The organism is Pseudomonas sp. BN411, from assembly GCF_029871235.1.
Taxonomy (GTDB): Bacteria; Pseudomonadota; Gammaproteobacteria; order Pseudomonadales; family Pseudomonadaceae; genus Metapseudomonas.
Genome location: NZ_SSOM01000068.1, coordinates 93,967 through 117,153, shown reverse-complemented (window position 1 = coordinate 117,153; position 23,187 = coordinate 93,967). Strand labels below are relative to the sequence as shown.

At 60.6% G+C, this 23,187-nt stretch carries 18 protein-coding genes; 10 read left to right on the top strand and 8 right to left on the bottom strand.

Going from position 1 to position 23,187, the window contains the following annotated elements:
* Genes E8F06_RS15565 through E8F06_RS15550 form a run of 4 tightly spaced genes read right to left on the bottom strand, consistent with a single transcriptional unit; the run spans position 1 to position 5,779 of the window.
* Complete coding sequence (locus E8F06_RS15565; protein ID WP_280368806.1) at positions 1–1,020, bottom strand: ABC transporter permease; 1,020 nt, start codon at positions 1,018–1,020, stop codon at positions 1–3.
* A 2-nt stretch (positions 1,021–1,022) separates the two neighbouring features.
* Entirely contained in the window at positions 1,023–2,108 is a 1,086-nt protein-coding gene (locus tag E8F06_RS15560) for a microcin C ABC transporter permease YejB (protein ID WP_280368804.1), read from the bottom strand.
* On the bottom strand, positions 2,109–3,956 hold the full coding sequence (locus E8F06_RS15555) for an extracellular solute-binding protein (RefSeq protein ID WP_280368802.1): 1,848 nt from the start codon (positions 3,954–3,956) through the stop codon (positions 2,109–2,111).
* On the bottom strand, positions 3,953–5,779 hold the full coding sequence (locus E8F06_RS15550) for an extracellular solute-binding protein (protein ID WP_280368799.1): 1,827 nt from the start codon (positions 5,777–5,779) through the stop codon (positions 3,953–3,955). The genes E8F06_RS15555 and E8F06_RS15550 overlap by 4 nt, the downstream gene beginning before the upstream one ends.
* A 236-nt stretch (positions 5,780–6,015) precedes the next feature.
* Here E8F06_RS15550 and E8F06_RS15545 point away from each other — a divergent pair, with 236 nt between their 5' ends.
* Positions 6,016–7,461, top strand: a complete 1,446-nt coding sequence (locus E8F06_RS15545) for an HDOD domain-containing protein (RefSeq protein ID WP_280368796.1) — start codon at positions 6,016–6,018, stop codon at positions 7,459–7,461.
* A gap of 45 nt (positions 7,462–7,506) precedes the next feature.
* Here E8F06_RS15545 and E8F06_RS15540 read toward each other — a convergent pair whose 3' ends face one another.
* Entirely contained in the window at positions 7,507–9,102 is a 1,596-nt protein-coding gene (locus tag E8F06_RS15540; protein ID WP_280368793.1) for a LysM peptidoglycan-binding domain-containing protein, read from the bottom strand.
* Positions 9,103–9,200: 98 nt separating this feature from the next.
* Positions 9,201–9,980, bottom strand: a complete 780-nt coding sequence (gene gloB, locus E8F06_RS15535; RefSeq protein WP_280368790.1) for a hydroxyacylglutathione hydrolase — start codon at positions 9,978–9,980, stop codon at positions 9,201–9,203.
* Positions 9,981–10,041: 61 nt separating this feature from the next.
* Here gloB and E8F06_RS15530 point away from each other — a divergent pair, with 61 nt between their 5' ends.
* Both E8F06_RS15530 and rnhA read left to right on the top strand, forming a co-directional pair.
* A complete protein-coding gene (locus E8F06_RS15530) occupies positions 10,042–10,806 on the top strand; it encodes a methyltransferase domain-containing protein (RefSeq protein ID WP_280368787.1) in 765 nt (254 codons plus the stop codon).
* A complete protein-coding gene (gene rnhA / locus E8F06_RS15525; RefSeq protein ID WP_151134914.1) occupies positions 10,807–11,250 on the top strand; it encodes a ribonuclease HI in 444 nt (147 codons plus the stop codon).
* 304 nt (positions 11,251–11,554) lie between these two features.
* Here rnhA and E8F06_RS15520 read toward each other — a convergent pair whose 3' ends face one another.
* Entirely contained in the window at positions 11,555–12,460 is a 906-nt protein-coding gene (locus E8F06_RS15520) for a LysR family transcriptional regulator (RefSeq protein WP_280368784.1), read from the bottom strand.
* Positions 12,461–12,632: 172 nt separating this feature from the next.
* Between E8F06_RS15520 and E8F06_RS15515 the strand changes: the two genes are divergently transcribed.
* The 6 genes from E8F06_RS15515 (at position 12,633) to E8F06_RS15490 (ending at position 20,647) form a co-directional block, all read left to right on the top strand.
* Positions 12,633–13,388: a class II aldolase/adducin family protein gene (locus E8F06_RS15515; protein WP_280368781.1), complete on the top strand. Its 756-nt coding sequence runs from the start codon at positions 12,633–12,635 to the stop codon at positions 13,386–13,388.
* Between the two features lie 106 nt (positions 13,389–13,494).
* Positions 13,495–14,286, top strand: a complete 792-nt coding sequence (locus tag E8F06_RS15510; RefSeq protein ID WP_280368778.1) for an ABC transporter substrate-binding protein — start codon at positions 13,495–13,497, stop codon at positions 14,284–14,286.
* 50 nt (positions 14,287–14,336) lie between these two features.
* Positions 14,337–15,887 (top strand): amino acid ABC transporter permease/ATP-binding protein, encoded by a 1,551-nt coding sequence (locus E8F06_RS15505; RefSeq protein ID WP_280368776.1) that lies wholly within the window; start codon positions 14,337–14,339, stop codon positions 15,885–15,887.
* Positions 15,888–16,138: 251 nt separating this feature from the next.
* Positions 16,139–16,900 (top strand): DNA polymerase III subunit epsilon, encoded by a 762-nt coding sequence (dnaQ, locus tag E8F06_RS15500; RefSeq protein ID WP_280368773.1) that lies wholly within the window; start codon positions 16,139–16,141, stop codon positions 16,898–16,900.
* Between the two features lie 105 nt (positions 16,901–17,005).
* Complete coding sequence (locus tag E8F06_RS15495; protein WP_280368771.1) at positions 17,006–19,261, top strand: arginine/lysine/ornithine decarboxylase; 2,256 nt, start codon at positions 17,006–17,008, stop codon at positions 19,259–19,261.
* Positions 19,262–19,282: 21 nt separating this feature from the next.
* A complete protein-coding gene (locus tag E8F06_RS15490; protein WP_280368768.1) occupies positions 19,283–20,647 on the top strand; it encodes an amino acid permease in 1,365 nt (454 codons plus the stop codon).
* On the opposite strand, the gene nhaB is transcribed toward E8F06_RS15490, so the two are convergent.
* Positions 20,631–22,133 (bottom strand): sodium/proton antiporter NhaB, encoded by a 1,503-nt coding sequence (nhaB, locus tag E8F06_RS15485; protein WP_280368766.1) that lies wholly within the window; start codon positions 22,131–22,133, stop codon positions 20,631–20,633. The two genes, E8F06_RS15490 and nhaB, sit on opposite strands and share 17 nt — an antisense overlap.
* Before the next feature lie 219 nt (positions 22,134–22,352).
* Between nhaB and E8F06_RS15480 the strand changes: the two genes are divergently transcribed.
* Positions 22,353–23,165, top strand: a complete 813-nt coding sequence (locus tag E8F06_RS15480) for a crotonase/enoyl-CoA hydratase family protein (protein ID WP_280368764.1) — start codon at positions 22,353–22,355, stop codon at positions 23,163–23,165.
* Positions 23,166–23,187 lie beyond the last annotated feature (22 nt).

Genomic DNA, 23,187 nt, shown 5'->3' with positions numbered 1-23,187 from the left:
TCACTTCCTCGGGTCGAAGGCATCGCGCGCGGCTTCGCCGATGAACACCAACAGGCTCAACATGGCCGCCAGCACCAGGAAGGCGGAGATGCCCAGCCAGGGTGCCTGCAGGTTGGACTTGCCCTGGGCCACCAGCTCGCCGAGGGACGGAGCCCCCGGCGGCAGGCCGAAGCCGAGGAAGTCCAGCGCAGTGAGGGTGCCGATGGCGCCGGTGAGGATGAACGGCATGAAGGTCATGGTGGACACCATGGCGTTAGGCAGGATGTGGCGGAACATGATGGCAATGTTCTGCATGCCCAGCGCGCGGGCGGCGCGCACGTACTCCAGGTTGCGGCCGCGAAGGAATTCGGCGCGCACTACGTCCACCAGGCTCATCCAGGAAAACAGCAGCATGATGCCCAGCAGCCACCAGAAGTCCGGTTGCACGAAGCTGGCGAGGATGATCAGCAGGTAGAGCACCGGCAGGCCGGACCAGATTTCCAGGAAGCGCTGCCCGGCCAGGTCCACCCAGCCGCCGTAGAAGCCCTGCAGGGCGCCGGCGATCACGCCGATGATGGAGCTCAGCAGGGTCAGGGTCAGGGCGAACAGCACCGAGATACGGAAGCCATAGATTACGCGTGCCAGTACGTCGCGGCCCTGGTCGTCGGTGCCCAGCCAGTTGTCCGCTGAAGGCGGGGCGGGGGCGGGCACCTTGAGTTCGTAGTTGATGGTGTCGTAGCTGAACGGGATGGGTGGCCAGATCATGCTGCCGCCCTTGGATTCGATCAGGTCACGGATGTAGGGCGTCTTGTAATTGGCCTCCAGAGGGAACTCGCCGCCGAAGGCGGTTTCCGGGTAGCGCTTGAGAATGGGAAAGTACCACTGGCCGTCGTAGTTCACTGCCAGTGGCTTGTCATTGGCAATCAGCTCGGCGCCCAAGCTGAAGATGAATAGCACCAGGAACAGCCAGAGCGACCACCAGCCGCGCTTGTGGGCCTTGAAGCGCTCGAAGCGCCGCTGGTTGATGGGGGAGAGTGCCATGCTCAGCCCTCCCGGCTTTCGAAGTCGATACGCGGATCGACCAGGGTATAGGTGAGATCGCTTATCAGTTTCACGACCAGTCCAAGCAGGGTGAAGATGAAGAGGGTGCCGAACACCACCGGATAGTCACGGTTCAGGGCGGACTCGAAGCTCATCAGGCCCATCCCGTCGAGAGAAAAGATCGCCTCGATCAACAGGGAGCCGGTGAAGAAGATGCCGATGAAGGCGGAGGGGAAGCCGGCGATGATGATCAGCATCGCATTGCGGAATATGTGGCCGTAGAGCACGCGACGCTCCGAAAGGCCCTTGGCACGGGCGGTGATCACGTACTGCTTGTTGATCTCGTCGAGGAAGCTGTTCTTGGTCAGCAAGGTGAGGGTGGCGAAGTTGCCGATCACCAGGGCGGTCACCGGCAGGGCCAGGTGCCAGAAGTAGTCGAGGATCTTGCCGGTGAAGCTCAGCTCGTCGAAGTTGTTCGAGGTCAGGCCGCGCAGGGGGAACCAGTCGAAGTAGCTGCCGCCGGCGAACAGCACGATCAGCAGGATGGCGAAGAGGAAGGCCGGGATCGCGTAGCCGACGATGATCGCCGTGCTGCTCCAGACGTCGAAGGCACTGCCATGGCGCACCGCCTTGGCGATCCCTAGCGGGATGGACACCAGATACATGATCAGGGTGCTCCAGAGTCCGAGGGAGATGGATACCGGGAGCTTTTCGGCGATCAGGTCGGTGACCTTGGCGTCGCGGAAGAAACTGTTTCCGAAATCGAGCTTTGCGTAGTTGGTGATCATCAGCCAGAAGCGTTCATGGGGCGGCTTGTCGAATCCGTACATCTTCTCGATTTCCGCCACCAGCTCCGGGTCCAGCCCCTGCGCTCCACGGTAATTGGAGCCCGCGGTAGCCACCTCCGAGCCGCCGCCGGAAATCCGCCCGGTGGCGCCGCCCGCTGCGGCGTCGAAGCCCTCCAGCTTGGCGATCATCTGCTCTACTGGGCCGCCGGGGGCGGCCTGGATGATGATGAAGTTGATCAGCAGGATGCCGAACAGGGTGGGAATGATCAGCAGCAGTCGGCGCAATATGTAGGCGAGCATTTACTGGGCATCCGGCGCGGAAGTGGGTTGCTCGGGCTGGCTTGCAGCTTCCGTGCCCGGTACCTGCCACCAGGTCATCAGGCCGAAGTCGTAGAGCGGCGTGTGCTGCGGGCGCTGGAACTGCTTCCAGTAGGCCACGCGGTAGGTGTCCACGTAGTAGTTGGGCACCACGTAGTGACCCCACAGCAGCACCCGGTCAAGGGCGCGGGCGTGTTCAACCAGATTCTGGCGCGAGTCGGCGCGGATCAGGCCTTCCACCAGTTTGTCGATGGCCGGGTCGCGCAGGCCAATGAAGTTGCGGCTGCCGGCGCTGTCGGCGCTGCGCGAGTGCCAGAACTCCATCTGCTCGTTGCCCGGCGAGTTGGATTGGCCCCAGGTGGCCGGGATCATGTCGAAATCGCGGGAACGCAGGCGGTTGATGTACTGGGAAACATCCACGCGGCGGATCTGCAGGTCGATGCCCAGTTCCGCCAGGTTGCGCTTGAACGGCAGGATCACCCGCTCCAGGTTGGCCTGGGCGATCATGATCTCGAAAGACAGCGACTTGCCGTCCGGGCCGACCATCTTGTCATTCTCGATCTTGTAGCCGGCTTCCATGAGCAGTTGGTAGGCGCGGCGTTTCTGATCGCGGATGATGCCGCTGCCATCGCTGACCGGCGGCTGGAACACCTGGGTGAATACCTCGTCCGGCACCTGGCCCTTCAGCGGTTCGAGAATCTTCAGCTCATCGGCATCAGGCATCTCGTGGGCGGCCATCTCCGAGTTCTCGAAGTAGCTGCTGGTGCGCTTGTAGGAGCTGAAGAACAGCTGCTTGTTGGCCCATTCGAAGTCGAACAGCAGGGCGATGGCCTCGCGCACGCGACGATCCTGGAACACCGGCCGGCGAATATTGAAGGCGAAGCCCTGCATGCCGGTGGGGTTATGGTTCGGAATGGCTTCCTTGACGATCTTACCGGCGCGCAGGGCAGGGCTGTCGTATCCGGTGGCCCAGTCCTTGGCGGAGTACTCCAGGTTGAAGTCGAACTGCCCGGCCTTGAAGGCCTCCAGGGCAACTGACGTGTCGCGGTAGTAATCCACCGTGATGGCGTCGAAGTTGTAGTAGCCGCGGGTCACCGGCAGGTCCTTGGCCCACCAGTCCTTGACCCGCTCGTAGCGGATCGAGCGGCCGGCATCCACCTTGGTGATGCGGTAGGGACCGCTGCCCACCGGCGGCTCCAGGCCCGTCTTGCCGAAGTCGCGGCCGTCCCAGTAGTGCTTGGGCAGCACCTGGATCTGACCGAGGATCAGAGGCAGCTCGCGGTTGCCCGAATGCTTGAAGTCGAAGCGCACGCGCTGCTTGTCCTCCGCCTCCACCTTGGCCACGTCCGCGTAGTAGTGGCGGTACATCGGGTCGCCGTGCTCGACCAGGGTATTGAAGGTGAAGACCACGTCTTCGGCGGTCACCGGCTGGCCGTCGTTGAAGCGCGCGTTGGGGTTCAGGTAGAAGCGCACGTAGCTGTTGTCCGGCGCCTTCTCGATCTTCTCCGCCAGCAGGCCGTATTCGGTGAAAGGTTCGTCGGGGGAGTGGAAGGTCAGGCTGTCATAGATCAGGCCGAGCTGGTCCGCCGAGTTGCCGCGTGGAATGAAGGGGTTGAGGCTGTCGAAGCCGCCGACGCCGGATAGACGCAGCACGCCGCCTTTGGGGGCGTCCGGGTTGACCCAGGAGAAGTGCTTGAAGTCGACCGGGTACTTGGCGGGTTCGTCGTACAGGGTGATGGCGTATTTGGGCTCGGCGATGGCGAGTCCGGCCAGTGACAGCAGCAGGGCGCCGCAGCCTTGAAGGCAGCGGGTGCGCAGCGTTTTGCTCATCGGGCGTTCTCCGTGGGCTTCAGCCACCAGGCACGCAGGCCCAGGGTGTAGGGCGGCGTGGTGACGAAGGCGAACCGGTTGCGGTACGCCAGGCGGTGATAGTTGATGTACCAGTTGGGGATGCTGTAGTGCTCCCAGAGCAGGGTGCGGTCGAGGGCGCGCGCGGCGGCCAGCTGCTCGTCGCGGCTCTGGGCGCCGAGAAGCTTGTCGATCAGTTCGTCGGCCACCGGATTGGCGACGCCCGCGTAGTTCTTGCTGCCTTTCACGCCCACCTGGCTTGAGTGGAAGTACAGGTACTGCTCCAGGCCGGGGCTCAGGGTTTGGGGCAGGGTCATCAGGATCATGTCGTAGTCGAAGTGGTCCAGGCGCTGCTTGTACTGGGCGCGGTCCACCGTGCGCAGGCTGACGTCGATGCCGATGCTGGCGAGGTTTTCGCGATAGGGCTGGAGGATGCGTTCAAGGTTCGGGTTGACCAGCAGGATTTCGAATCGCAGCGGTTGGCCGCGATCGTTCAGTAGCCGCTGGCCGGACAACTTCCAGCCGGCTTCCGCCAATAGACCGAGGGCGCGGCGAAGGGTTTCCCGCGGGATGCCGCGACCTTCGGTGGTAGGCACCTGGAACGGCTGGGTGAAGAGCGCTTCCGGCAGCTCCTTGCGGTGCGGCGACAGCAGCAGCCACTCGTGTCCTTCGGGCTTGCCCACGGCGCTGAACTCGCTGTTCGGGTAGTAGCTGGCTGCGCGCATGTAGGCGTTGTTGAACAGGGTGCGGTTGGTCCATTCGAAGTCGAACATCAGCCCCATCGCCTCGCGCACCTTGCGGTCACCGAACACGGCGCGGCGGGTGTTCATGAACAGCGCCTGGGTCTGCGTGGGGATCTGGTGCGGTATCTCGGCGCGGATCACGTCACCCCTGGCGATGGCCGGGAAACGATAGCCGTTGGCCCAGTTCTTCGCCTGGTGCTCGATGTAGAAGTCGAACTCGCCCGCCTTGAAGGCTTCGAAGGCGACGTTGCTGTCGCGGTAGAACTCCACTTCGACCCGCTCGAAGTTGTACTTGCCGCGATTGGCTGGCAGCTGTTCGCCCCACCAGTCCTTGACCCGTTCGAACACCAGGCTGCGCCCCGGTTTGACCTGGGTGATGCGATACGGGCCGCTGCCCAGCGGTGGCTCGAAGGTGGTGGCCTTGAAGTCGCGATCCTTCCAATAGTGCTGGGGCAGTACCGGCAGCTCGCCAAGACGCAGGATCAACAGTGGGTTGCCGGCGCGCTTGAGCACGAAGCGGATGCGGTGGCGATTGAGGATGTCGACCCTCTTCACTTCCTGCAGGCTGGTGCGGTACTGCGGGTGGCCATTCTTGACCAGGGTGCGGTAGGAGAAGGCCACGTCATAGGCGGTGATCGGCTTGCCGTCGTGGAACTTGGCTTCTTCGCGCAGGTTGAAGACCACCCAGCTTCGGTCTTCGCTGTACTCGACACTTTTCGCGATCAGGCCGTAGCTGGAGGCCGGCTCGTCGCCGGAGGGGTCGTACTGGCCGGTGCCCACCATCAGCGGCTCGTTCAGCTCGGTCACGCCATATTGCTGGAAATTGGGCGTGGACACCGGGCTGGTGCCCTTGAAGGTATACGGGTTGAGGGTGTCGAAGGTGCCGAAGGCCATGACCCGCAGGGTGCCACCCTTGGGGGCACTGGGATTGACCCAGTCGAAGTGGTCGAAGTTGGCCGGATACTTCAGGGTGCCGAACTGGGCGTAGCCGTGACTTTCAATAAGGCTGGCGAAACAGGGTTGAGCCAGCAGGCCGATGAGCATGAATGCAAGGCGACGCATCAGGCGGAAGTCCGATCCATGGCTATCGTGTCAGGCATGTGGGCGCTGGCCTCGCTGGCGGTATCGCGCGGGCGTCGGGCCAGCGAAATCGTGTTGGAAGTCACGCGCCGCAGGTGTCGGCGGTAACGGCTGGCAAGTACAGTAACAGCTTGTACAGGCAAGAAAAAAGGGCCAGCCTGCGGGTTGCTGGCCAGCATTCTGGCCCCCATCCGGAAATTTGCGCAGAGGTGCCAATCTTGGGTGAACGCAGCCATGGTTTGCAGTCATGGATCGACCGCCTCAATGAGGCTGAATTACCCGCTCTGGCCGCGGTGGTGCAGGACTTGCACCAGATGGCCCAACAGGACAAGTCTTCCGTGCAGCAGTTGGCTGATGTGCTGCTGCGCGACGCGACCCTGACCTCCAAGGTGCTGAAGGTCGCCAACAGCGTCTACTACAACCCTTCCCAGGAACCCATCCGCACCATCTCTCGCGCCATCGTCCTGATCGGCTTCGAGAACGTGCGCCTGATCGGGCTCTCGGTGAGTCTGATCGACAATCTCCTGACCCGCGGCCCTCGGGAACAGCTTCCCGAGCTCCTTGCACGGTCCTTCCATGCCGCCGTCCAGGCACGAAACATTGCCGGCTATCTGCTGGCGCGCAGTCAGGAGGAGGTGTTCATCGCCGCCTTGCTGCACAACCTGGGCGAATTGGCGTTCTGGGGCTGCGGTGGCGAACAGGCGGACGAACTGGCCGCCGCGCTGGCGCAGCCGGGCGTCGATGCCGATCAGGCAGTGCGCGATGTGCTGGGTACCAGCTTCCGTCAGTTGACCCTTGGTCTCGTGCGCAGCTGGAACCTGGGCGAACTGGCGAGCCTGGCCCACGCGGGCTCGGCCCAGGGTGACCCTGCAGTGAAGGCCGTGAGCCTGGGCGTGCGTATCAGCGAAGCGGCGCTGCAGGGCTGGGACTCCCCGGCCATGGCTCAGCTGGTGGAGCAACTGGCCAGCCAGGTCGGGCTCAGTCGCGAGGAGGCCATGCAGCAGGTCCTGGCCAGCGCTGATGAAGCAGTCAAGGTGGCGACGACCTTTGGCGCCAGCAAGCTCTGCCACCTGATTCCCCATACCGATCCTGAGCAGATCCGGCTCCAGCGGGAGCAGCGCCAGGCGCGCCAGTTGCAGCCGAACCTGCTGATCATGCAGCAGGCCCTGCAGGAACTGGGGATGCTGATTTCGCGCAAGGCGGATATCAACCTGGTGCTGGATACCTTGCTCCAGGGGTTGCACCAGGGCGCTGGGCTGGAGCGGGTGATGGTGGCCGTGCTGACTGACCAGCGCAGCCGTTTCACCGTGCGCCGGGCGTTGGGGGAGGGCAGCGAGCGCTGGCTGGAAGGATTCGCCCTGCCGGCCAGCCAGCCCGAGCATCCCAACCTATTCAGCTACGCGCTGCGTACCCGCGAGACCTTGTGGATGGGAGTGCCGGCGAGCTACAGCCTGAATGATCTGGTGACGCGGCCGATGCGCGAGTGGCTGGGGCAGGGGATGTTCTTCATCGCGCCGCTATTGGCCGGCAAGCGCGAGATCGGGGTGATCTACGCCGATTGCCGTCTTTCGGGGCGGGCGCTCAGGCACGAGCAGTTCGTGGCGTTCCAGCATTTCGCCCAGGCGGCGGGAAGATGCCTGGAGGCGATGGCGCAGAGGTCCTAGCGGGGAAGGCATGCCGGGTGGCCGAACCGCCCGGCTGCACGGGGATCAGGGCAGGTAGACGGTCAGTGTCTGGCCCGGTTTCAGGCCGCCGCCGCTGCGGGGGTTCCAGCGCTGCAGGTGCTTCATTTCGACGTTGAAGCGCTTGGCAATCAGGTAGAGCGAGTCGCCCTGCTTGACCTTGTAGTAGGTCACCGACTCGCGGCCGTCGCCCTTGGACTTGACCTTTCCCGTGCTCTTGCTGGTGCTGGCGACCTGGGTGGTGCCACCTTGCAGCTTCAGCACCTGGCCGGTCTTGAGGTGATTGGCCTTGAGCTGGTTCCAGCGCTTGATGTCCTGCACGTCCACCTTGTACTGGCGGGCGATGGTCCAGAGGTTGTCACCGCTCTTGACCTTGTGGCTGCGAGCCGGGGCCGGGGCGGGAGCGCTGGCGACGTTCTGGAACAGCGGCTGATCGGGCTTGAGGCCCGGCTCGACCGGAATGCTCAGCTGCTGGCCTACCCGCAGGTGATTGCTGGATAGGCCGTTGATCTCTTTCAGCGTCTTGACCGTCACGTGGTAGCGGTTGGCGATGCCATGCAGGCTGTCACCGTTGCGCACGCGGTATTGCTTCCAGTCGACCAGCTCCTTGGGCTTCATCAGGGCGAGGTTGGCGGTCAGCAGTTCGGCCTTGTCGGTGGGCACCAGCAGGTGCTGCGGGCCGTCCATGGTGATGCGCTTCTTGAAGGCCGGGTTGAGCTGGTACATCTCGTCGGCTTCCATGTCGGCCAGTTCGGCGACCTGGGACAGATCGAGGCGCTGTTGCTTGACCTCCACCACTTCGAAGTACGGCTCGTTGGCGATGGGGCTGAGGTTCACGCCATAGGCTTCCGGCGCCATCACCAGTTGTGACAGGGCCAACAGTTTGGGGACGTAGTCCTGGGTTTCCTGGGGCAACGGCAGGTTCCAGTAGTCGGTCGGCAGGCCGAGCTTCTGGTTGCGTTCGATGGCGCGGCTGACGGTGCCCTCGCCAGCGTTGTAGGCGGCCAGCGCCAGCAGCCAGTCGCCGTTGAACATTTCGTGCAGGCGATCCAGATAGTTCAGCGCGGCGTTGGTGGAAGCGGTGATGTCGCGGCGACCGTCGTACCAGTTGGTCTGGCGCAGGTTGTAATGGCGGCCTGTGGACGGGATGAACTGCCAGATGCCGACGGCATGGCTACGGGAATAGGCGAAGGGGTTGTAGGCACTTTCCACGACGGGCAAAAGCGCCAGTTCGAGGGGCATGTTGCGCTCTTCCAGGCGCTCTACCACGTAGTGGATATAGAGGCTGCCGCGGGAGCTGGCGCTTTCCAGGAAAGAGGGCTTGCTCACGTACCAGAGGCGTTGGCGCTCGACACGCGGGTTGACGCCAATCTCGTCCTGCAGCTTGAAGCCGTTGCGCATGCGCTCCCAGATGTCCTGGGGTTCACGCTCGGTCTCGGCTTCTTCCAGCCACTGGGTCTGCTGGTTCATGTCCAGGGCGCGGTCGGTATCTCGACCCTGGTCGTCGTCCTTTTGACCCATGCCCGAACAGCCGGCAAGTGTGGCGGCGCACACCACGACGAGCGCGCGCGCGGCTCGTGCCAATGCATCCAGGTCGAAGGTTTTGATCGGCGAAGACAACATTGGCTGTGGGGTTTTTCCGGCAAAAAAGTTCGGGGATTCTAGGAATCGACCTATGGCTGGTCAAGTTTTCACCAGCCGGCCACAGCCTGACCGAGTGTTCAGAACTGATCCTTCCAGGCCCGCAGAACCGCGAAGACCTCGGCGGGCGTAGCGTTGTCCCGGCCGACCCGCTCGTCGGCGATTTGTTTAACGGATGTTTCAGCTACCCGCAGGAAGGGGTTGGTGGCCCGCTCCAGGGCGATGTTCGATGGCAGGCTAATACCACCTTGTTCGCGCAGCCGGGTGACGGTGTCGAAACGCTCGGAAGTGGCGTGGTTGCCGGGCTCCACCGCCTTGGCAAAACGCAGGTTGCTGAGGGTGTATTCGTGAGTGCAGAACACCAGGGTGGCGGCCGGCAGCGCGGCCAGGCGGCTCAAGGAGTGGTGCATCTGGTCCGGGGTGCCTTCGAACAGGCGACCGCAACCGGCGGCGAACAGCGTATCTCCGCAGAACAGCAGTGGGCGGTCGTTGTCCGCATGGTAATAGGCGATATGCCCCAGAGTATGGCCGGGCACCTCGAACACCTGGAAGTCCAGGCCCAGCACTTTCACGGTGTCGCCATCGCCCAGGGCCAGGTCACGCGCCGGGATCTTCTCCTGGGCCGGGCCCAGGACACGGGCGCCGCTGGCTTCCTTGAGGCGTGCCACACCGCCGACGTGGTCGTGGTGATGGTGGGTGACGAGGATGTCGGTCAGCGTCCAGCCGGGATGGGCGTCGAGCCAGGCCAGCACCGGCGCGGCATCACCGGGATCGACCACGGCGCAGCGGCGGGTGTCGGCATCCTGCAGCAGCCAGAGGTAGTTGTCGGAAAAGGCGGGGAGGGCGTCGATCTGGATCATGAAGGGAGTCGCTAAGCTGAGAGCAATGGAGCATCTTAGGGCTCTGACGCAGGAGATTGCCATGACCGAGAAAGCATTTGCCCAAGCCGATGCCGACTGGCTGGAGCTGATCACAGGAGCCCGCTCCTGGTTTTCCGGCCCCTTGGGCGGCCTGATGCTGTTCGAAGAGCAACGTCTGCTGGAGGACGAACTGGCGAGATACTTCGGCGGCTATCTGGTGCACTACGGTCCGCGCGCGGAGCTGCCTCCAGGCGCCAAGCAGATCCTGCGCAGCGTACACCTCGGTGCGCCGTTGCCAGGGGTGGAAATCGCCTGTGAGGAAGCCGCCTGGCCCCTCAGCGAGCACGCCGCAGACGTGGTGGTACTGCAGCACGGCCTGGATTTCTGCCTCTCGCCCCACAGTTTGCTGCGCGAAGCGGCCCGCAGCGTACGCCCTGGCGGCCATCTGATCATCGTTGGGGTCAATCCCTGGAGCGCCTGGGGCGTGCGGCACTATTTCGCCCGGGACGCCCTGCGTCAGGCGCGTTGCATCTCGCCCGCGAAGGTCTGCGACTGGCTCAACCTACTGGGCTTCGCGCTGGAGAAACGCCGCTTCGGGTGCTATCGTCCGCCGCTTGCTTCGGCCGCCTGGCAAACCCGCCTGGCCCGCCTGGAGCGCTGGGGCGCCGCCGGACAAGGGTTCGGTGCGGGGTTCTATCTATTGGTGGCGCGCAAGCTGGTGATCGGCCTGCGGCCGCTGCGTCAGGCCCGGCGCGAACCCATGGGCAAGCTGGTTCCCATGCCAGTTGCCAAGGTCAGCCGGTGCGATTCGAAACATGAGGCTTAAGTGAGCGATCTGGTCGAGATCTATACCGACGGCGCCTGCAAGGGCAATCCCGGCCCAGGCGGCTGGGGGGCATTGCTGGTCTACAAGGGCGCCGAGCGCGAGCTCTGGGGCGGCGAGCGCGATACCACCAACAACCGCATGGAGCTGATGGCCGCCATCATGGGCCTGGTGGCACTCAAGCGTTCCTGCGAGGTGAAGATCATCACCGACTCCCAGTACGTGATGCAGGGTATCACCGAGTGGATGCCCAACTGGAAGAAGCGCGGCTGGAAGACCGCCGCCAAGCAGCCGGTAAAAAATGCCGACCTCTGGCAGGCGCTGGACGAACAGGTCAATCGCCATAACGTGCGCTGGCAGTGGGTGCGCGGCCATACCGGCCACCCCGGCAACGAGCGCGCCGACCAGTTGGCGAATCGGGGTGTCAGCGAGCTGGGTGCCCGCTAGATTGGCCCTTTGCAGCCACCTCTTTCACAGGTTCTGAACACGCGCTATGCAGGACTCTCCCGTCCACTCGCCAACAGTGTAAACAGGCTCTCATTCGAGTCCTTGGCAGGGTAGGGCGTGAGAGTCCGTCCAAGAGGTGTTGCAGTCCAGCTTCCAACCTTAACGGCGCCAGAATATAAGCGGTGAGCTAATTCAGTCTTCTGCTGTTTACATCTGAATTTTGGGCGTGCTCGTTAAGCGGATGATTGGCGATCCGCTAGCGAAGAAAGTGGCCCATATCGGGCTGTGGCCGATGAGTTAGAGATCAGGCCGAATTCATGTGACCTAATGCGGCTTGCATTCTTTTCAAGAAGATCTCTTCGGCTTGCGTGCGGACTTGGTGAACGCTCCACATCAATACAATCAATACTTCGCAAACGTTCATTTCAGGCATGAGTTTTCGCAGAAGTCCACGCTCCTCATACTCTCTGCATAAGTGTTCAGGGAGTGAACTTACACCCAGCCCTGCCAAAACCAACCGCAAGACCTCGCCCGTATTCGCTGAGGACGCTGATATATTGTGGCGTATGTAATTGCTGCCATAATGCTCTGATAGTTTTGGCAAGGTTCCCCCTAGTGACTCGCCTGAAAAGCTCACGAGTTTAGATGACTTGATTTTTTCAGGCGTTACATTGTTGTCATTGAAGAGGGGGTGCAAGTTGCTGCAGTAGAAGAAAGTTCGTTCTCGGCTGAGTATGAGCTGATTTATGTCAATATCGCCGGGCTGGCTAATGCCAATGCCGAAAGTCGAGTCGTTTCGGTGCAGGGCGCTTATTATTTCCTGGGTTGACGCCACTTCAATACTAAAAGTGATGCCTGGGTGGTCTTGGTGTATACCACGCAAGACATCATCGTACTCCGGAGAACTCACTCCGCTGACGGTTAATAGGCGAATGCTGCCTTTAACATTGCTGCGTGTCTTATCGACTATAGCGTCAATCTCTCGGATGCTTTGTCGAGCCGTTAGTGACACTCTAAAAAGAGAAGATCCTATATCGGTCAACTCGAATCGATGACTATCTCTGTCAATCAGCGTGCATCCGAGCTGCTCCTCCAGTCGCTTGATGGCTTGACTGACGGCGGGTTGAGACAGATGCAGCCTTTCTGCGCCTCTGCTGATGCTTTTTTCGGTCGCAACGGCACAGAACGTTTTCAGAAGATTCCAGTCCATGCGCTCGCTAACGGATCGAGGCTCTCCAGAGTTTGATGCAGTAGTTTGTCTGAAGCCCACGTGCTAGACCCTCCATTGGCTTGGCGAATAAATAATATAATAAAATGTGAGTATGCGCTATCGGTGGAATTCAATAGTGTTCCTCTAAATAACACAAAAAGAGGATGCCTATATGAATTTGCCCGATGAATTTAGTCCGCAGGAGTGGTCGGTTCGCTGCGATCTCGCAGCGCTATTTCGCCTGCTGGCATATTATCGAATGACGGATCTCGTCGATTCCCACGCTTCCGCATGTATTCCTGGGGAGCCAGGATGCTTTCTAATAAATAAGTATGGCGTGCCGTTCGAGAGGATGCGCGCAAGCGATCTTGTGAAAGTTGACCTTGATGGGGTTCCTGTCGATCAAGGAAAAACGGACGGACCAATGAATATTGCGGGGGCTGTAATTCACTCTTCCATTCACCGGGCTAGACCGGACATGAAGTGTGTGATTCATACTCACACTGCCGCAGGGATCGCCGTCTCGACGCTTGAGGAAGGGCTTCTGCCATTGTCTCAGCATGCAATGAAGTTTTACGGGCAGTTGAAATATCACACTTATGGGTCTTTTATCGACACCAGGTTTGAAGAGAAAGCAATGATTGAAAGTCTTGGTGACGCCAATGCAATGCTACTGCACAACCATGGGATCATTGTCGGCGGGCGCACTATTGGCGAAGCATTCCACAGTGTTTACATGCTGGAGCGGGCTTGCCAGATTCACTTGCAAATCAGAAGCACTGACCAGAGTGTCGTTATTCCTGATCCTGAGATGTGCCAAAAGACCTATGAAACATTTTCGGCTGACTTTGAATGCGGAATCGTGGAGTTGGCGTGGCAGGGAGCGCTTCAAATAGTTTCATCGCAAAAAGATTCGTATTGCCGCTGAGTAATACGCGCTGATCTGGATGGTTAATTAAAAAATAAACATTGTTGCGCGCAACTGAAGTTTCCGCGTAAACCTTGGTGTGTGCCTTGTGGATGGTGATAAAGCTATGAAAAAACAAGCGCTCGCAATTGGGCTTGGGTATTTAGTGCTTTTGGGTGGGCGGACTGGAGTTGCCGCTTCCGAAGAACAGGCTTCACTGAAAATAGGTATGGAGATCACCTATCCACCGTTCGAGTCCTACGACGAGAATAACAATATTGTCGGTTCTGATCCTGAGCTTGCAAGGTCAATTGCCGCGGCATTAGGCAAAACTGTAGAGTTTGTTGATACAAAATTCCTTAACTTGATAAATGGGCTTAATTCGAATAAGTATGACGCTATCATTTCTGGGATGTATATAACTGAAGAAAGAAAGCTTCAGGCTCTGGTGATTCCCTATGCCATGACAGGGTCGGCAATATTGGTAACTCGGGGGAATAAGTTTCAACCTCAAATCCCGGAAGAATTATGCGGCAAGAAAGTCGGACTGGAACAAGGAAACTCCTGGCTGCCTAAACTGCAAAAGCTTTCTCAGGTCTATTGCCTTCCTAACCAAAAGCCAGCCGTCACACTTAGTGAGTACCCCTCTGCTCCTGAGGCAACTCAAGCCTTGTTGTCTGGCAATGTTGAAGCTCAAGTCGAAATTGCTGGTGCCGCTCATATGATTTCTGAGCGCACCAGAGGGCGGGTGGTAATTAGTTCAAAGAATCTGATTTCTCCAGAGGTGCTGGGGATTTTTGTAAAGAAGGGGAACGATTCGACGTACGCGGAGATATCCAAGGCCTTAGCTCAGAGCAGGGCGAATGGGGAATACTACGAGATTCTAAAAAAATATAGCCTTGAACCAGTCTCAGAATAATAAGTGCATAGCGCTACGCTGATAGTGGCTGGCGCTATTGAGAGGCAAATATGTCGTTCGATTGGAATTATTTCGCATCCCTGTTTACCCTCGAGTCGTTCTGGATGGCTTGCTTGCAAGTCATAAAGCTAAGTGCCGCAGCCTGGGTTTTGGGTGGAATGCTAGGGTTCCTGCTAGCCATGGCAAAGCTGTCCAGTTCGCCGCTACTTAGAAGCCCTGCATCAGTCTACATCTGGTTCTTTCGCAGTGTTCCGTTACTGGTACTCATAGTCTTTGTCTACAATCTCCCGCAGTTGATTCCGGCTTCTGGAGGTTTGCTTTCCAACCCATTTTGGGCAGCTCTCATTGCGCTCGTCATAACCGAAGCAGCCTATATGGCTGAGATCCATCGGGGGGGATTGATTTCCGTAGCCAAGGGGCAACGAGAGGCTGGAAAAGCATTGGCTATTGGCACAATTGGCGCCCAGTGGCTTATCGTGATTCCACAGGCGATTCGCATTTCGCTTCCTACGCTGATCAACGAATACGTTACGATTGTTAAGCTAACGTCCCTTGCCTCAGTCATCTCCCTCACGGAAATTCTCACCGTTGGGCAACGTCTTTATGCGCAGAATTTCCTGGTTATGGAAACTCTTGCTGCCGTGGGCGTGTACTACGTCTTGATCGTGACAGTCTTCGGGTTTTTCCTTGAGCGATTCGAATTGTCTCTCGATTTGAATCGACGTAAACCCCAAACCTTAGATACAGATCAGACGCTCGCACTGAGGAGTCAGGCTGCTGGATATAAAAAGCGCCACCAGTCGCGCTCCATTAGTAGTGAGCCTGTTTTGCAATTGCTTGGAATACATAAGAGATATGGCAGTCATGAGGTCCTCAAAGGCGTCGACTTGGAGGTCAAGAGGGGAGAGGTCGTTTCTATAATCGGTCCGTCCGGATCAGGAAAGACTTCCCTTATCAGAACTATAAATGGGCTGGAAGATATCAATCAGGGAAGTATTAGGCTTTTTGGTCGAGATTTCATTAAGAGTGGCGCTGCGGTGGAGGGTAAGCAGCGAACCTTCCGTCAGCGTGTAAAGCATATCGGCATGGTGTTTCAGGGATTCAACTTATTTCCTCATCGTACTCTTGTTGAAAATATTACACTTGCTCCCCAGTATCATGGGAATTGCAAGCGTGAAAGTCGACTAAATGCCTATGCACTTTTAGATCGTGTAGGGCTTCTTGCGCACTCATGCAAATACCCGCATCAGCTGTCGGGCGGTCAACAGCAGCGAGTTGCTATTGCGCGCGCACTCGCGATGTCTCCGGATATCATGTTGTTTGATGAGCCCACCTCCGCGTTAGATCCTGAGCTGGTTGGTGAGGTGCTGGAGGTGATCAAGGGGTTAGCGGACGAGGGAATGACGTTAATAATTGTGACCCATGAAATGGAGTTCGCAATGTCCATTTCGGATAGGGTTGTGTTTATGGAAAATGGAGTTATTCAGTTTGATGCGTCTCCCAAGGAGATTCGAGAGGCAGTTTCTGCTGAAAGAGTCAGGCGGTTCATCGGTTTGTCCGAACCGGACCTGGAAAAAAGCTCGCGCTGTTCCGTAGGGTAAGTGTCGCAAGAATAAATGCGGGTTCTCCCGCATTTATTTTTTAAGGGGTTGGGTTGAAAATCTTTCGCGCATGTATGATCCGTAAAATATTCTATGCCAACTTCAGATAATGCAGGTCTTGGCAATTCATTTGGGTCACTGGAAATGCTGATGATCTCTTTTTGGAAAATCCCTTACGCCTGATCACCGGTCGTTGCGATGGTTTTCGCCCGGCGTGTTAAGATTCGGCGCGCGTTTTCAGGGGAAATGTAATGACTGTTTGCAACAACGCTACTAACCGGAAGGTAGTACTGGACACCGAAACAACGGGCATGCCGGTCACCGATGGCCACCGGGTCATCGAGATCGGCTGCGTCGAGATGGAAGGCCGTCGCCTGACCGGGCGGCACTTCCACGTTTACCTGCAACCTGACCGCGAGGTGGATGAAGGCGCCATCGCGGTGCACGGCATCACCAACGAGTTCCTGGTGGGCAAGCCGCGCTTCAAGGACATCGCCGACGAGTTCTTCGAGTTCATCAAGGGCGCCGAGCTGATCATCCACAACGCGGCGTTCGACATCGGCTTCATCAACAACGAGTTCGCGCTGCAGGGGCAGAGCGATCGTAGCGACGTCACCGAGTACTGCACGGTGCTCGACACCCTGCTGATGGCCCGCGAACGCCATCCGGGGCAGCGCAACAGCCTCGACGCCCTGTGCAAGCGCTACGACGTCGACAACTCCAACCGCGAACTGCACGGCGCACTGCTTGACGCCGAGATCCTCGCCGATGTCTACCTGGCGATGACCGGCGGCCAGACCAACCTCTCCCTCGCCGGGGACGGTGGTGATGGCAGCGGTGGCCGTGCGCAGGCTTCGCCGATTCGCCGCCTGCCGGCCGATCGCGCGCGGAGCCGGGTCATCCGGGCCAGTGAAGAAGAACTGGCCGCCCACGCCGCGCGCCTGGCGATCATCGAGAAATCCGCCGGGGCACCTGCGCTCTGGGTGCAGATGGAAACGCCGCCGGCTTCCTGATTGCGACCTTTACGTACAGCCTGAGGCAGCGGGGGTACCGCCCCCGCGAGTGAGCTTCTACCCTGAGGAGAAAGGTGGGCCGAGCCCGCCCCTCAGGGAGCAACAATGTACAAAGAGCTCAAGTTCCCCGTCCTCATCGTCCATCGCGATATCAAGGCTGACACCGTTGCCGGCGACCGGGTTCGCGCCATAGCCCGCGAACTGGAGCAGGACGGTTTCACCATCCTTCCCACCGCCAGCTCCGCCGAAGGCCGCATCGTTGCCTCCACGCACCACGGGCTCGCCTGCATCCTCGTCGCTGCCGAGGGCGCCGGGGAGAACCAGCGCCTGTTGCAGGACATGGTGGAGTTGATCCGCGTCGCCCGGGTTCGCGCACCGCAGCTGCCGATCTTCGCCCTTGGCGAGCAGGTGACCATCGAAAACGCGCCGGCCGAGGCCATGGCCGACCTGAACCAGTTGCGCGGCCTGCTCTATCTCTACGAAGACACTGTGCCCTTCCTCGCCCGTCAGGTGGCCCGCGCCGCGCGCAATTACCTGGAAGGGCTGCTGCCGCCGTTCTTCCGCGCCCTGGTGGAGCACACCGCGCAATCCAACTACTCCTGGCACACGCCGGGGCACGGCGGTGGTGTTGCCTACCGTAAAAGCCCGGTGGGGCAGGCCTTCCACCAGTTCTTCGGCGAGAACACGCTGCGCTCGGACCTCTCGGTGTCGGTGCCGGAGCTGGGCTCTCTGCTGGATCACACCGGCCCGCTGGCCGAGGCCGAAGCCAGGGCTGCCCAGAACTTCGGCGCCGACCATACCTTCTTCGTCATCAATGGCACGTCGACGGCGAACAAGATCGTCTGGCATTCCATGGTCGGCCGCGACGATCTGGTGCTGGTGGACCGCAACTGCCACAAGTCCATCGTCCACTCGATCATCATGACTGGCGCCATCCCGCTCTACCTGACGCCGGAACGCAATGAACTGGGCATCATCGGACCGATCCCCCTGAGCGAGTTCAGCCGCGAATCGATCCAGGCGAAGATCGACGCCAGCCCCCTGGCCAAGGGCCGCGAGCCGAAGGTCAAGCTGGCCGTGGTGACTAACTCCACCTACGACGGGCTCTGCTACAACGCCGAGCTGATCAAGCAGGCCCTGGGCGATTCGGTGGAAGTGCTGCACTTCGACGAAGCCTGGTATGCCTACGCCGCCTTCCACGAGTTCTACGCCGGCCGCTACGGCATGTGCACTCAACGGGAGGAGCATTCGCCGCTGGTGTTCACCACCCATTCGACCCACAAGCTGCTGGCGGCCTTCAGCCAGGCCTCGATGATCCACGTGCAGGATGGCGGCACGCGCCGGCTGGACCGGCATCGCTTCAACGAAGCCTTCATGATGCACATCTCCACCTCGCCCCAGTACGGCATCATCGCTTCCCTCGACGTGGCCTCGGCAATGATGGAAGGGCCAGCCGGGCGTTCGCTCATTCAGGAGACCTTCGACGAGGCGCTGCGGTTTCGCCGGGCCCTGGCCAATGTCTGGCAGAACCTGGCGGCGGACGACTGGTGGTTCGATATCTGGGAGCCGCCACTGGTGGAAGGGGCCGACGCGGTGGTCACGGAGGACTGGCTGCTGAGCCCGGACGCCGACTGGCACGGCTTCGGCGACGTGGTGGACGACTACGTGCTACTCGACCCGATCAAGGTCACCCTGGTGACGCCCGGCCTCACCGCGGACGGCAAGCTGGGCGAGCAGGGCATTCCGGCGGCGGTGGTCAGCAAGTTCCTCTGGGAGCGCGGTCTGGTGGTCGAGAAGACCGGTCTCTATTCCTTCCTGGTGCTGTTCTCCATGGGCATCACCAAGGGCAAGTGGAGCACGCTGCTTACCGAGCTCCTGGAGTTCAAACGCGGCTACGACGCCAACCAGCCCCTGGCCGAGGCTCTGCCTTCCATCGCCACTGCCTATGGCGCGCGCTATGCCGGCATGGGGCTGCGCGACCTCTGCGACGCACTCCACGCCTGCTACCGCAATAGCGCTACGCCCAAGGCGCTGCGACGCATGTACACCAAGCTGCCGGAGCTGGCGATGAAGCCGGCTGACGCCTACGACAAGCTGGTGCGCGGCGAGGTGGAGCCGGTGCCCCTGGACAAGCTGCAGGGGCGCATCGCGGCCGTGATGCTGGTGCCTTATCCGCCGGGCATTCCGCTGATCATGCCGGGCGAGCGCTTCACTTTGGAAACCCGTGCGATCATCGACTACCTGGAGTTCGCGCGCACCTTCGACCTGAGCTTCCCGGGCTTCGATATCGACGTGCATGGGCTTAACTGTCAGGAAAGTCCTACAGGTCGCTGCTATACAGTGGACTGCATCAGGGAATAATTCGGCTTGCGGGGGAACGCGATGGCGACTGGGGAAGGGGCGAAGCCTCGCGGCAGAATGGGGTTCTGGACCTGTACCGCATTGGTGGTGGGCAACATGATCGGCTCGGGCGTGTTCCTGCTGCCCTCAAGCCTGGCCGCCTACGGTGGTCTCAGCCTGTTCGGTTGGCTGATTTCCAGTACTGGCGCGGTGATCCTGGCACTGACCTTTGCCCGCCTGGCCAGGCTCAACCCCTCGGCTGGTGGGCCCTACGCCTACACTCGCGATGGCTTTGGCAGCTTTGCCGGCTACCTTTGCGCCTGGACGTATTGGAAGGCGGCCTGGATTGGTAACGCGGCCATCGCCGTGACCCTGGTGGGTTATCTGCAGGTGTTTATCCCCGCGCTGCGCGATCCGGTGCTGATGGTGGGTACCGCCATCGGCGCGATCTGGCTCTGCACCCTGATCAACCTGCGCGGCATCGGTGCTTTTGGCCTGGCGCAGAACATCCTCACCGCGCTCAAACTCATCCCACTGCTGCTGGTGGGGATACTCGGCTGGTTCTCCTTCCATCCCGAATACTTGCGCATTCCCGAGGTCAGTGAGCTACCGCCAGGCGCTGGCGGATACGCCAATGCCATCGCCACCACGGCGGCACTGACGCTCTGGTCGTTCATCGGACTGGAGTCGGCGACCGTGCCGGCGGACGATGTCGACAACCCCAAGCGCACCATTCCCCGTGCCACGGTATTCGGAACCCTGGTGGCGGCCGGGGTCTACATCCTCTCCATCACCGCCGTACAAGGTGTGCTGCCGCCGGAAGTGCTGATGCGTTCCACCGCCCCCTTTGCCGACGCGGCGCGGGTGCTGGTGGGGGAGTGGGGCTATCACCTGGTGGCGGCGGGCGCGGTGATCGCTTGCCTTGGCGCGCTGAACGGCTGGGTGCTGCTGCAGGGGCAGATTCCCATGGCCACCGCTCGTGACGGCCTGCTGCCGGAGTCCCTGGCGCAGACCAACAAATACGGCGTGCCAGCCCATGGCCTGCTCGTATCTGGCGTGCTGGTCACGGCGTTGGTGCTGGTCGATGGGCGGGGCGACCTGGTGGATGTGTTCAACGTCATCATCCTGCTCGGCACCATGACTGGTGTCGTGCCCTACGCCTTCTGCACCGCCGCGTTGCTGCAGCAACTGGCGGTGAAACCGGGTGATTTCTCCGAGCGCGAACGAGGCCGCCTGGTGGCCATCGGCGTGCTCGGCTTCATCTATTCCATCTGGGCCCTGTATGGCACCGGCGAGCAGGCCATCTTCTGGGGCTTCCTCGTACTGATGGCCGGCATCCCGCTTTACACCTGGCGCCAGTGGCGCAACCGGGTGCAGGCGGAGACGGCCGTCAGAGCCAGTAGCTGACGGCCCACCAGCCGAGCACGCCCATCACGATGGTGTAGGGCAGGGCCATCCACACCATGCGCCCGTAGGACAGGCGCACCAGCGGTGCGATGGAAGATGTGAGCAGGAAGAGAAATGCGGCCTGGCCGTTGGGTGTGGCGACGCTGGGTAGGTTGGTGCCGGTGTTGATGGCCACAGCCAGGGTATCGAAGTGCTCGCGGGTCATGTTCCCGGCCTGCAATGCGCTCTTCACTTCCGTGATGTAGATGGTGGCGACGAAGACGTTATCGCTGATGGCCGACAGCAGCCCGTTGGCGATGAACAGCATGCCCGGCTGCTGTTCCACCGGCAGTGCCAGTACCGCATGGATGATCGGCGTGAACAGGTGCTGCTGCTGGATCACCGCCACGACCGCGAAGAACGCCACCAGCAGCGCAGTGAAGGGCAGGGCGTCCTGAAAGGCCCGGCCGATCTGGTGTTCGTCGGTGATGCCGTTGAAGCTGGTGATCAGCACGATGACCAGCAGGCCGATCAGGCCCACCTCGGCCACATGCAGCGCGAGGCAGACAATCAGGAGCAGCGCGGCGGCGCCCTGGACCATCAGGGCCAGGCGCTGGCTCTGGGTGCGCCGAGTGCCTTCTTCATGGGCGAACTCCGCCAGAATCCGCCGCACGTTGTCTGGCAGCTCCGCGCCATAGCCGAACCAGCGCAGCTTCTCCAGCAGCACGCAGGTCAGCAGGCCGGCCGCCAGAACCGGCATGGATACCGGCGCGACGTTGAAGAAGAAGTCTTTGAAATGCCAGCCGGCCTCGTGGCCGATCAGCAGGTTTTGTGGCTCGCCCACCAGCGTGCAGACGCCACCCAGTGCGGTGCCTACAGCGGCATGCATCAGCAGGCTGCGGAGAAAGGAGCGGAAGGTGTCCAGGTCCTCCCGGCTGGAGCCGGCAATCTCGTTGTCGGAATCCGGACTGTATTCTTCGTTCGCACCATTACCCGAGGCCACGCGGTGGTAAACGGCGTAGAAACCGAGGCAGACGCTGATGATCACGGCAGTCACTGTCAGTGCATCGAGGAAGGCCGAGAGGAAGGCCGCCAGCAGGCAGAACATCAGCGCCAACAGCGTCTTGCTGCGCACGCCGAGCAACAGGCGGGAGAACAGCAGGAGCAGCAGGTCCTTCATGAAGTAGATGCCGGCCACCATGAACATCAGCAGCAGGATGACCGGGAAGTTGTGCTGCAGCTCCTCATACACAGCCTGCGGTGTCGCCAGGTCAAGCAGCAGCGCTTCGACCACCAGCAGCCCGCCAGGCAGCAGCGGATAGCACTTGAGCGCCATGGCCAAGGCGAAGATGAACTCGCCCACCAGCATCCACGACGCCACCACCGGTCCCAGCGACCAGAGCGCCAGCGGGTTCAGCACCAGGAATGCGATGATCGACAGCTTGTACCACTGCGGCGAGTTGCCGAGAAAGTTGCGGCCGATGGCCACGGCAGGTGAGGCGGACATTGAGGTTGTCCCTGGACGTGTGGTGGTTGGAAGGCGCTGGGAAGGTGCCAGCCCAGTCTAGGTAGATCAAGCGCTTAAGCCGGCTTTTCCAAGTGAAGTGGTAATTGCATGGCGTGGCCTGCGTCACAGTGGGCGGCATCGACTTTTACCTTGTGCTTGTTATAGTTGCCGGGCTTCCTGAATGACACCATTTCAATGGCGCACGCCGAGGACAGACCCGTGCCTGATTACAAAGCCTTCCGTGTAGAGTTGGCAGACAAGATCGCCCATGTGCAGATCAACCGTCCGGAAAAGATCAACGCGATGAACGCGGATTTCTGGACGGAAATCGTCGAAATCTTCCGCGAGATCGAGGACAACGACGAAGTACGGGTGGTGGTGCTTTCCGGCGCGGGCAAGCATTTCTCCTCCGGCATCGACCTGATGATGCTGGCCTCGGTCGGCGCCCAGTTGGGGCCGGATGCCGGTCGCAATGCGCGCGCACTACGCCGCAAGATTCTCGAGCTGCAAGCTTCGTTCAACGCCGTCGACAACTGCAGCAAGCCGGTGATCGCGGCCATCCAGGGTTACTGCCTGGGCGGCGCCATCGACCTGATTTCGGCCTGCGACATGCGTTATTCGACGGGCGATGCGCAGTTCTCCATCAAGGAAATCGACATCGGCATGGCCGCCGACGTGGGCACCCTGCAGCGCCTGCCACGCATCATCGGCGACGGCATGATGCGCGAGCTGGCCTACACCGGCCGCACCATCGACGGTGAAGAGGCCCAGCGCCTGGGTCTGGTCAACCGTACGTTCGAGAACCAGGACGCGCTGCTCGACGGCGTGTTCGGCATTGCTCATCAGATCGCCGCCAAGTCGCCCATCGCAGTGCGCGGCACCAAGGAAATGATCCGTTACATGCGCGACCATCGGGTAGATGATGGTCTCGAGTACATCGCCACCTGGAACGCAGCCATGCTGCAATCGGCCGATCTGCGCGTGGCGATGACGGCCCACATGAGCAAGCAGAAGCCAGAGTTCGCTGACTGATGCGGTACCGCACACTCGCGCG

Excerpts from the sequence above, each read along its gene's own strand:
- E8F06_RS15565 (WP_280368806.1), bottom strand. The coding sequence starts at position 1,020 with ATGGCACTCTCCCCCATCAACCAGCGGCGCTTCGAGCGCTTCAAGGCC.
- E8F06_RS15560 (WP_280368804.1), bottom strand. The coding sequence starts at position 2,108 with ATGCTCGCCTACATATTGCGCCGACTGCTGCTGATCATTCCCACCCTG.
- E8F06_RS15555 (WP_280368802.1), bottom strand. The coding sequence starts at position 3,956 with ATGAGCAAAACGCTGCGCACCCGCTGCCTTCAAGGCTGCGGCGCCCTG.
- E8F06_RS15550 (WP_280368799.1), bottom strand. The coding sequence starts at position 5,779 with ATGCGTCGCCTTGCATTCATGCTCATCGGCCTGCTGGCTCAACCCTGT.
- E8F06_RS15540 (WP_280368793.1), bottom strand. The coding sequence starts at position 9,102 with ATGTTGTCTTCGCCGATCAAAACCTTCGACCTGGATGCATTGGCACGA.
- gloB (WP_280368790.1), bottom strand. The coding sequence starts at position 9,980 with ATGATCCAGATCGACGCCCTCCCCGCCTTTTCCGACAACTACCTCTGG.
- E8F06_RS15530 (WP_280368787.1), top strand. The coding sequence starts at position 10,042 with ATGACCGAGAAAGCATTTGCCCAAGCCGATGCCGACTGGCTGGAGCTG.
- E8F06_RS15520 (WP_280368784.1), bottom strand. The coding sequence starts at position 12,460 with ATGGACTGGAATCTTCTGAAAACGTTCTGTGCCGTTGCGACCGAAAAA.
- E8F06_RS15515 (WP_280368781.1), top strand. The coding sequence starts at position 12,633 with ATGAATTTGCCCGATGAATTTAGTCCGCAGGAGTGGTCGGTTCGCTGC.
- E8F06_RS15510 (WP_280368778.1), top strand. The coding sequence starts at position 13,495 with ATGAAAAAACAAGCGCTCGCAATTGGGCTTGGGTATTTAGTGCTTTTG.
- E8F06_RS15505 (WP_280368776.1), top strand. The coding sequence starts at position 14,337 with ATGTCGTTCGATTGGAATTATTTCGCATCCCTGTTTACCCTCGAGTCG.
- dnaQ (WP_280368773.1), top strand. The coding sequence starts at position 16,139 with ATGACTGTTTGCAACAACGCTACTAACCGGAAGGTAGTACTGGACACC.
- E8F06_RS15495 (WP_280368771.1), top strand. The coding sequence starts at position 17,006 with ATGTACAAAGAGCTCAAGTTCCCCGTCCTCATCGTCCATCGCGATATC.
- E8F06_RS15490 (WP_280368768.1), top strand. The coding sequence starts at position 19,283 with ATGGCGACTGGGGAAGGGGCGAAGCCTCGCGGCAGAATGGGGTTCTGG.
- nhaB (WP_280368766.1), bottom strand. The coding sequence starts at position 22,133 with ATGTCCGCCTCACCTGCCGTGGCCATCGGCCGCAACTTTCTCGGCAAC.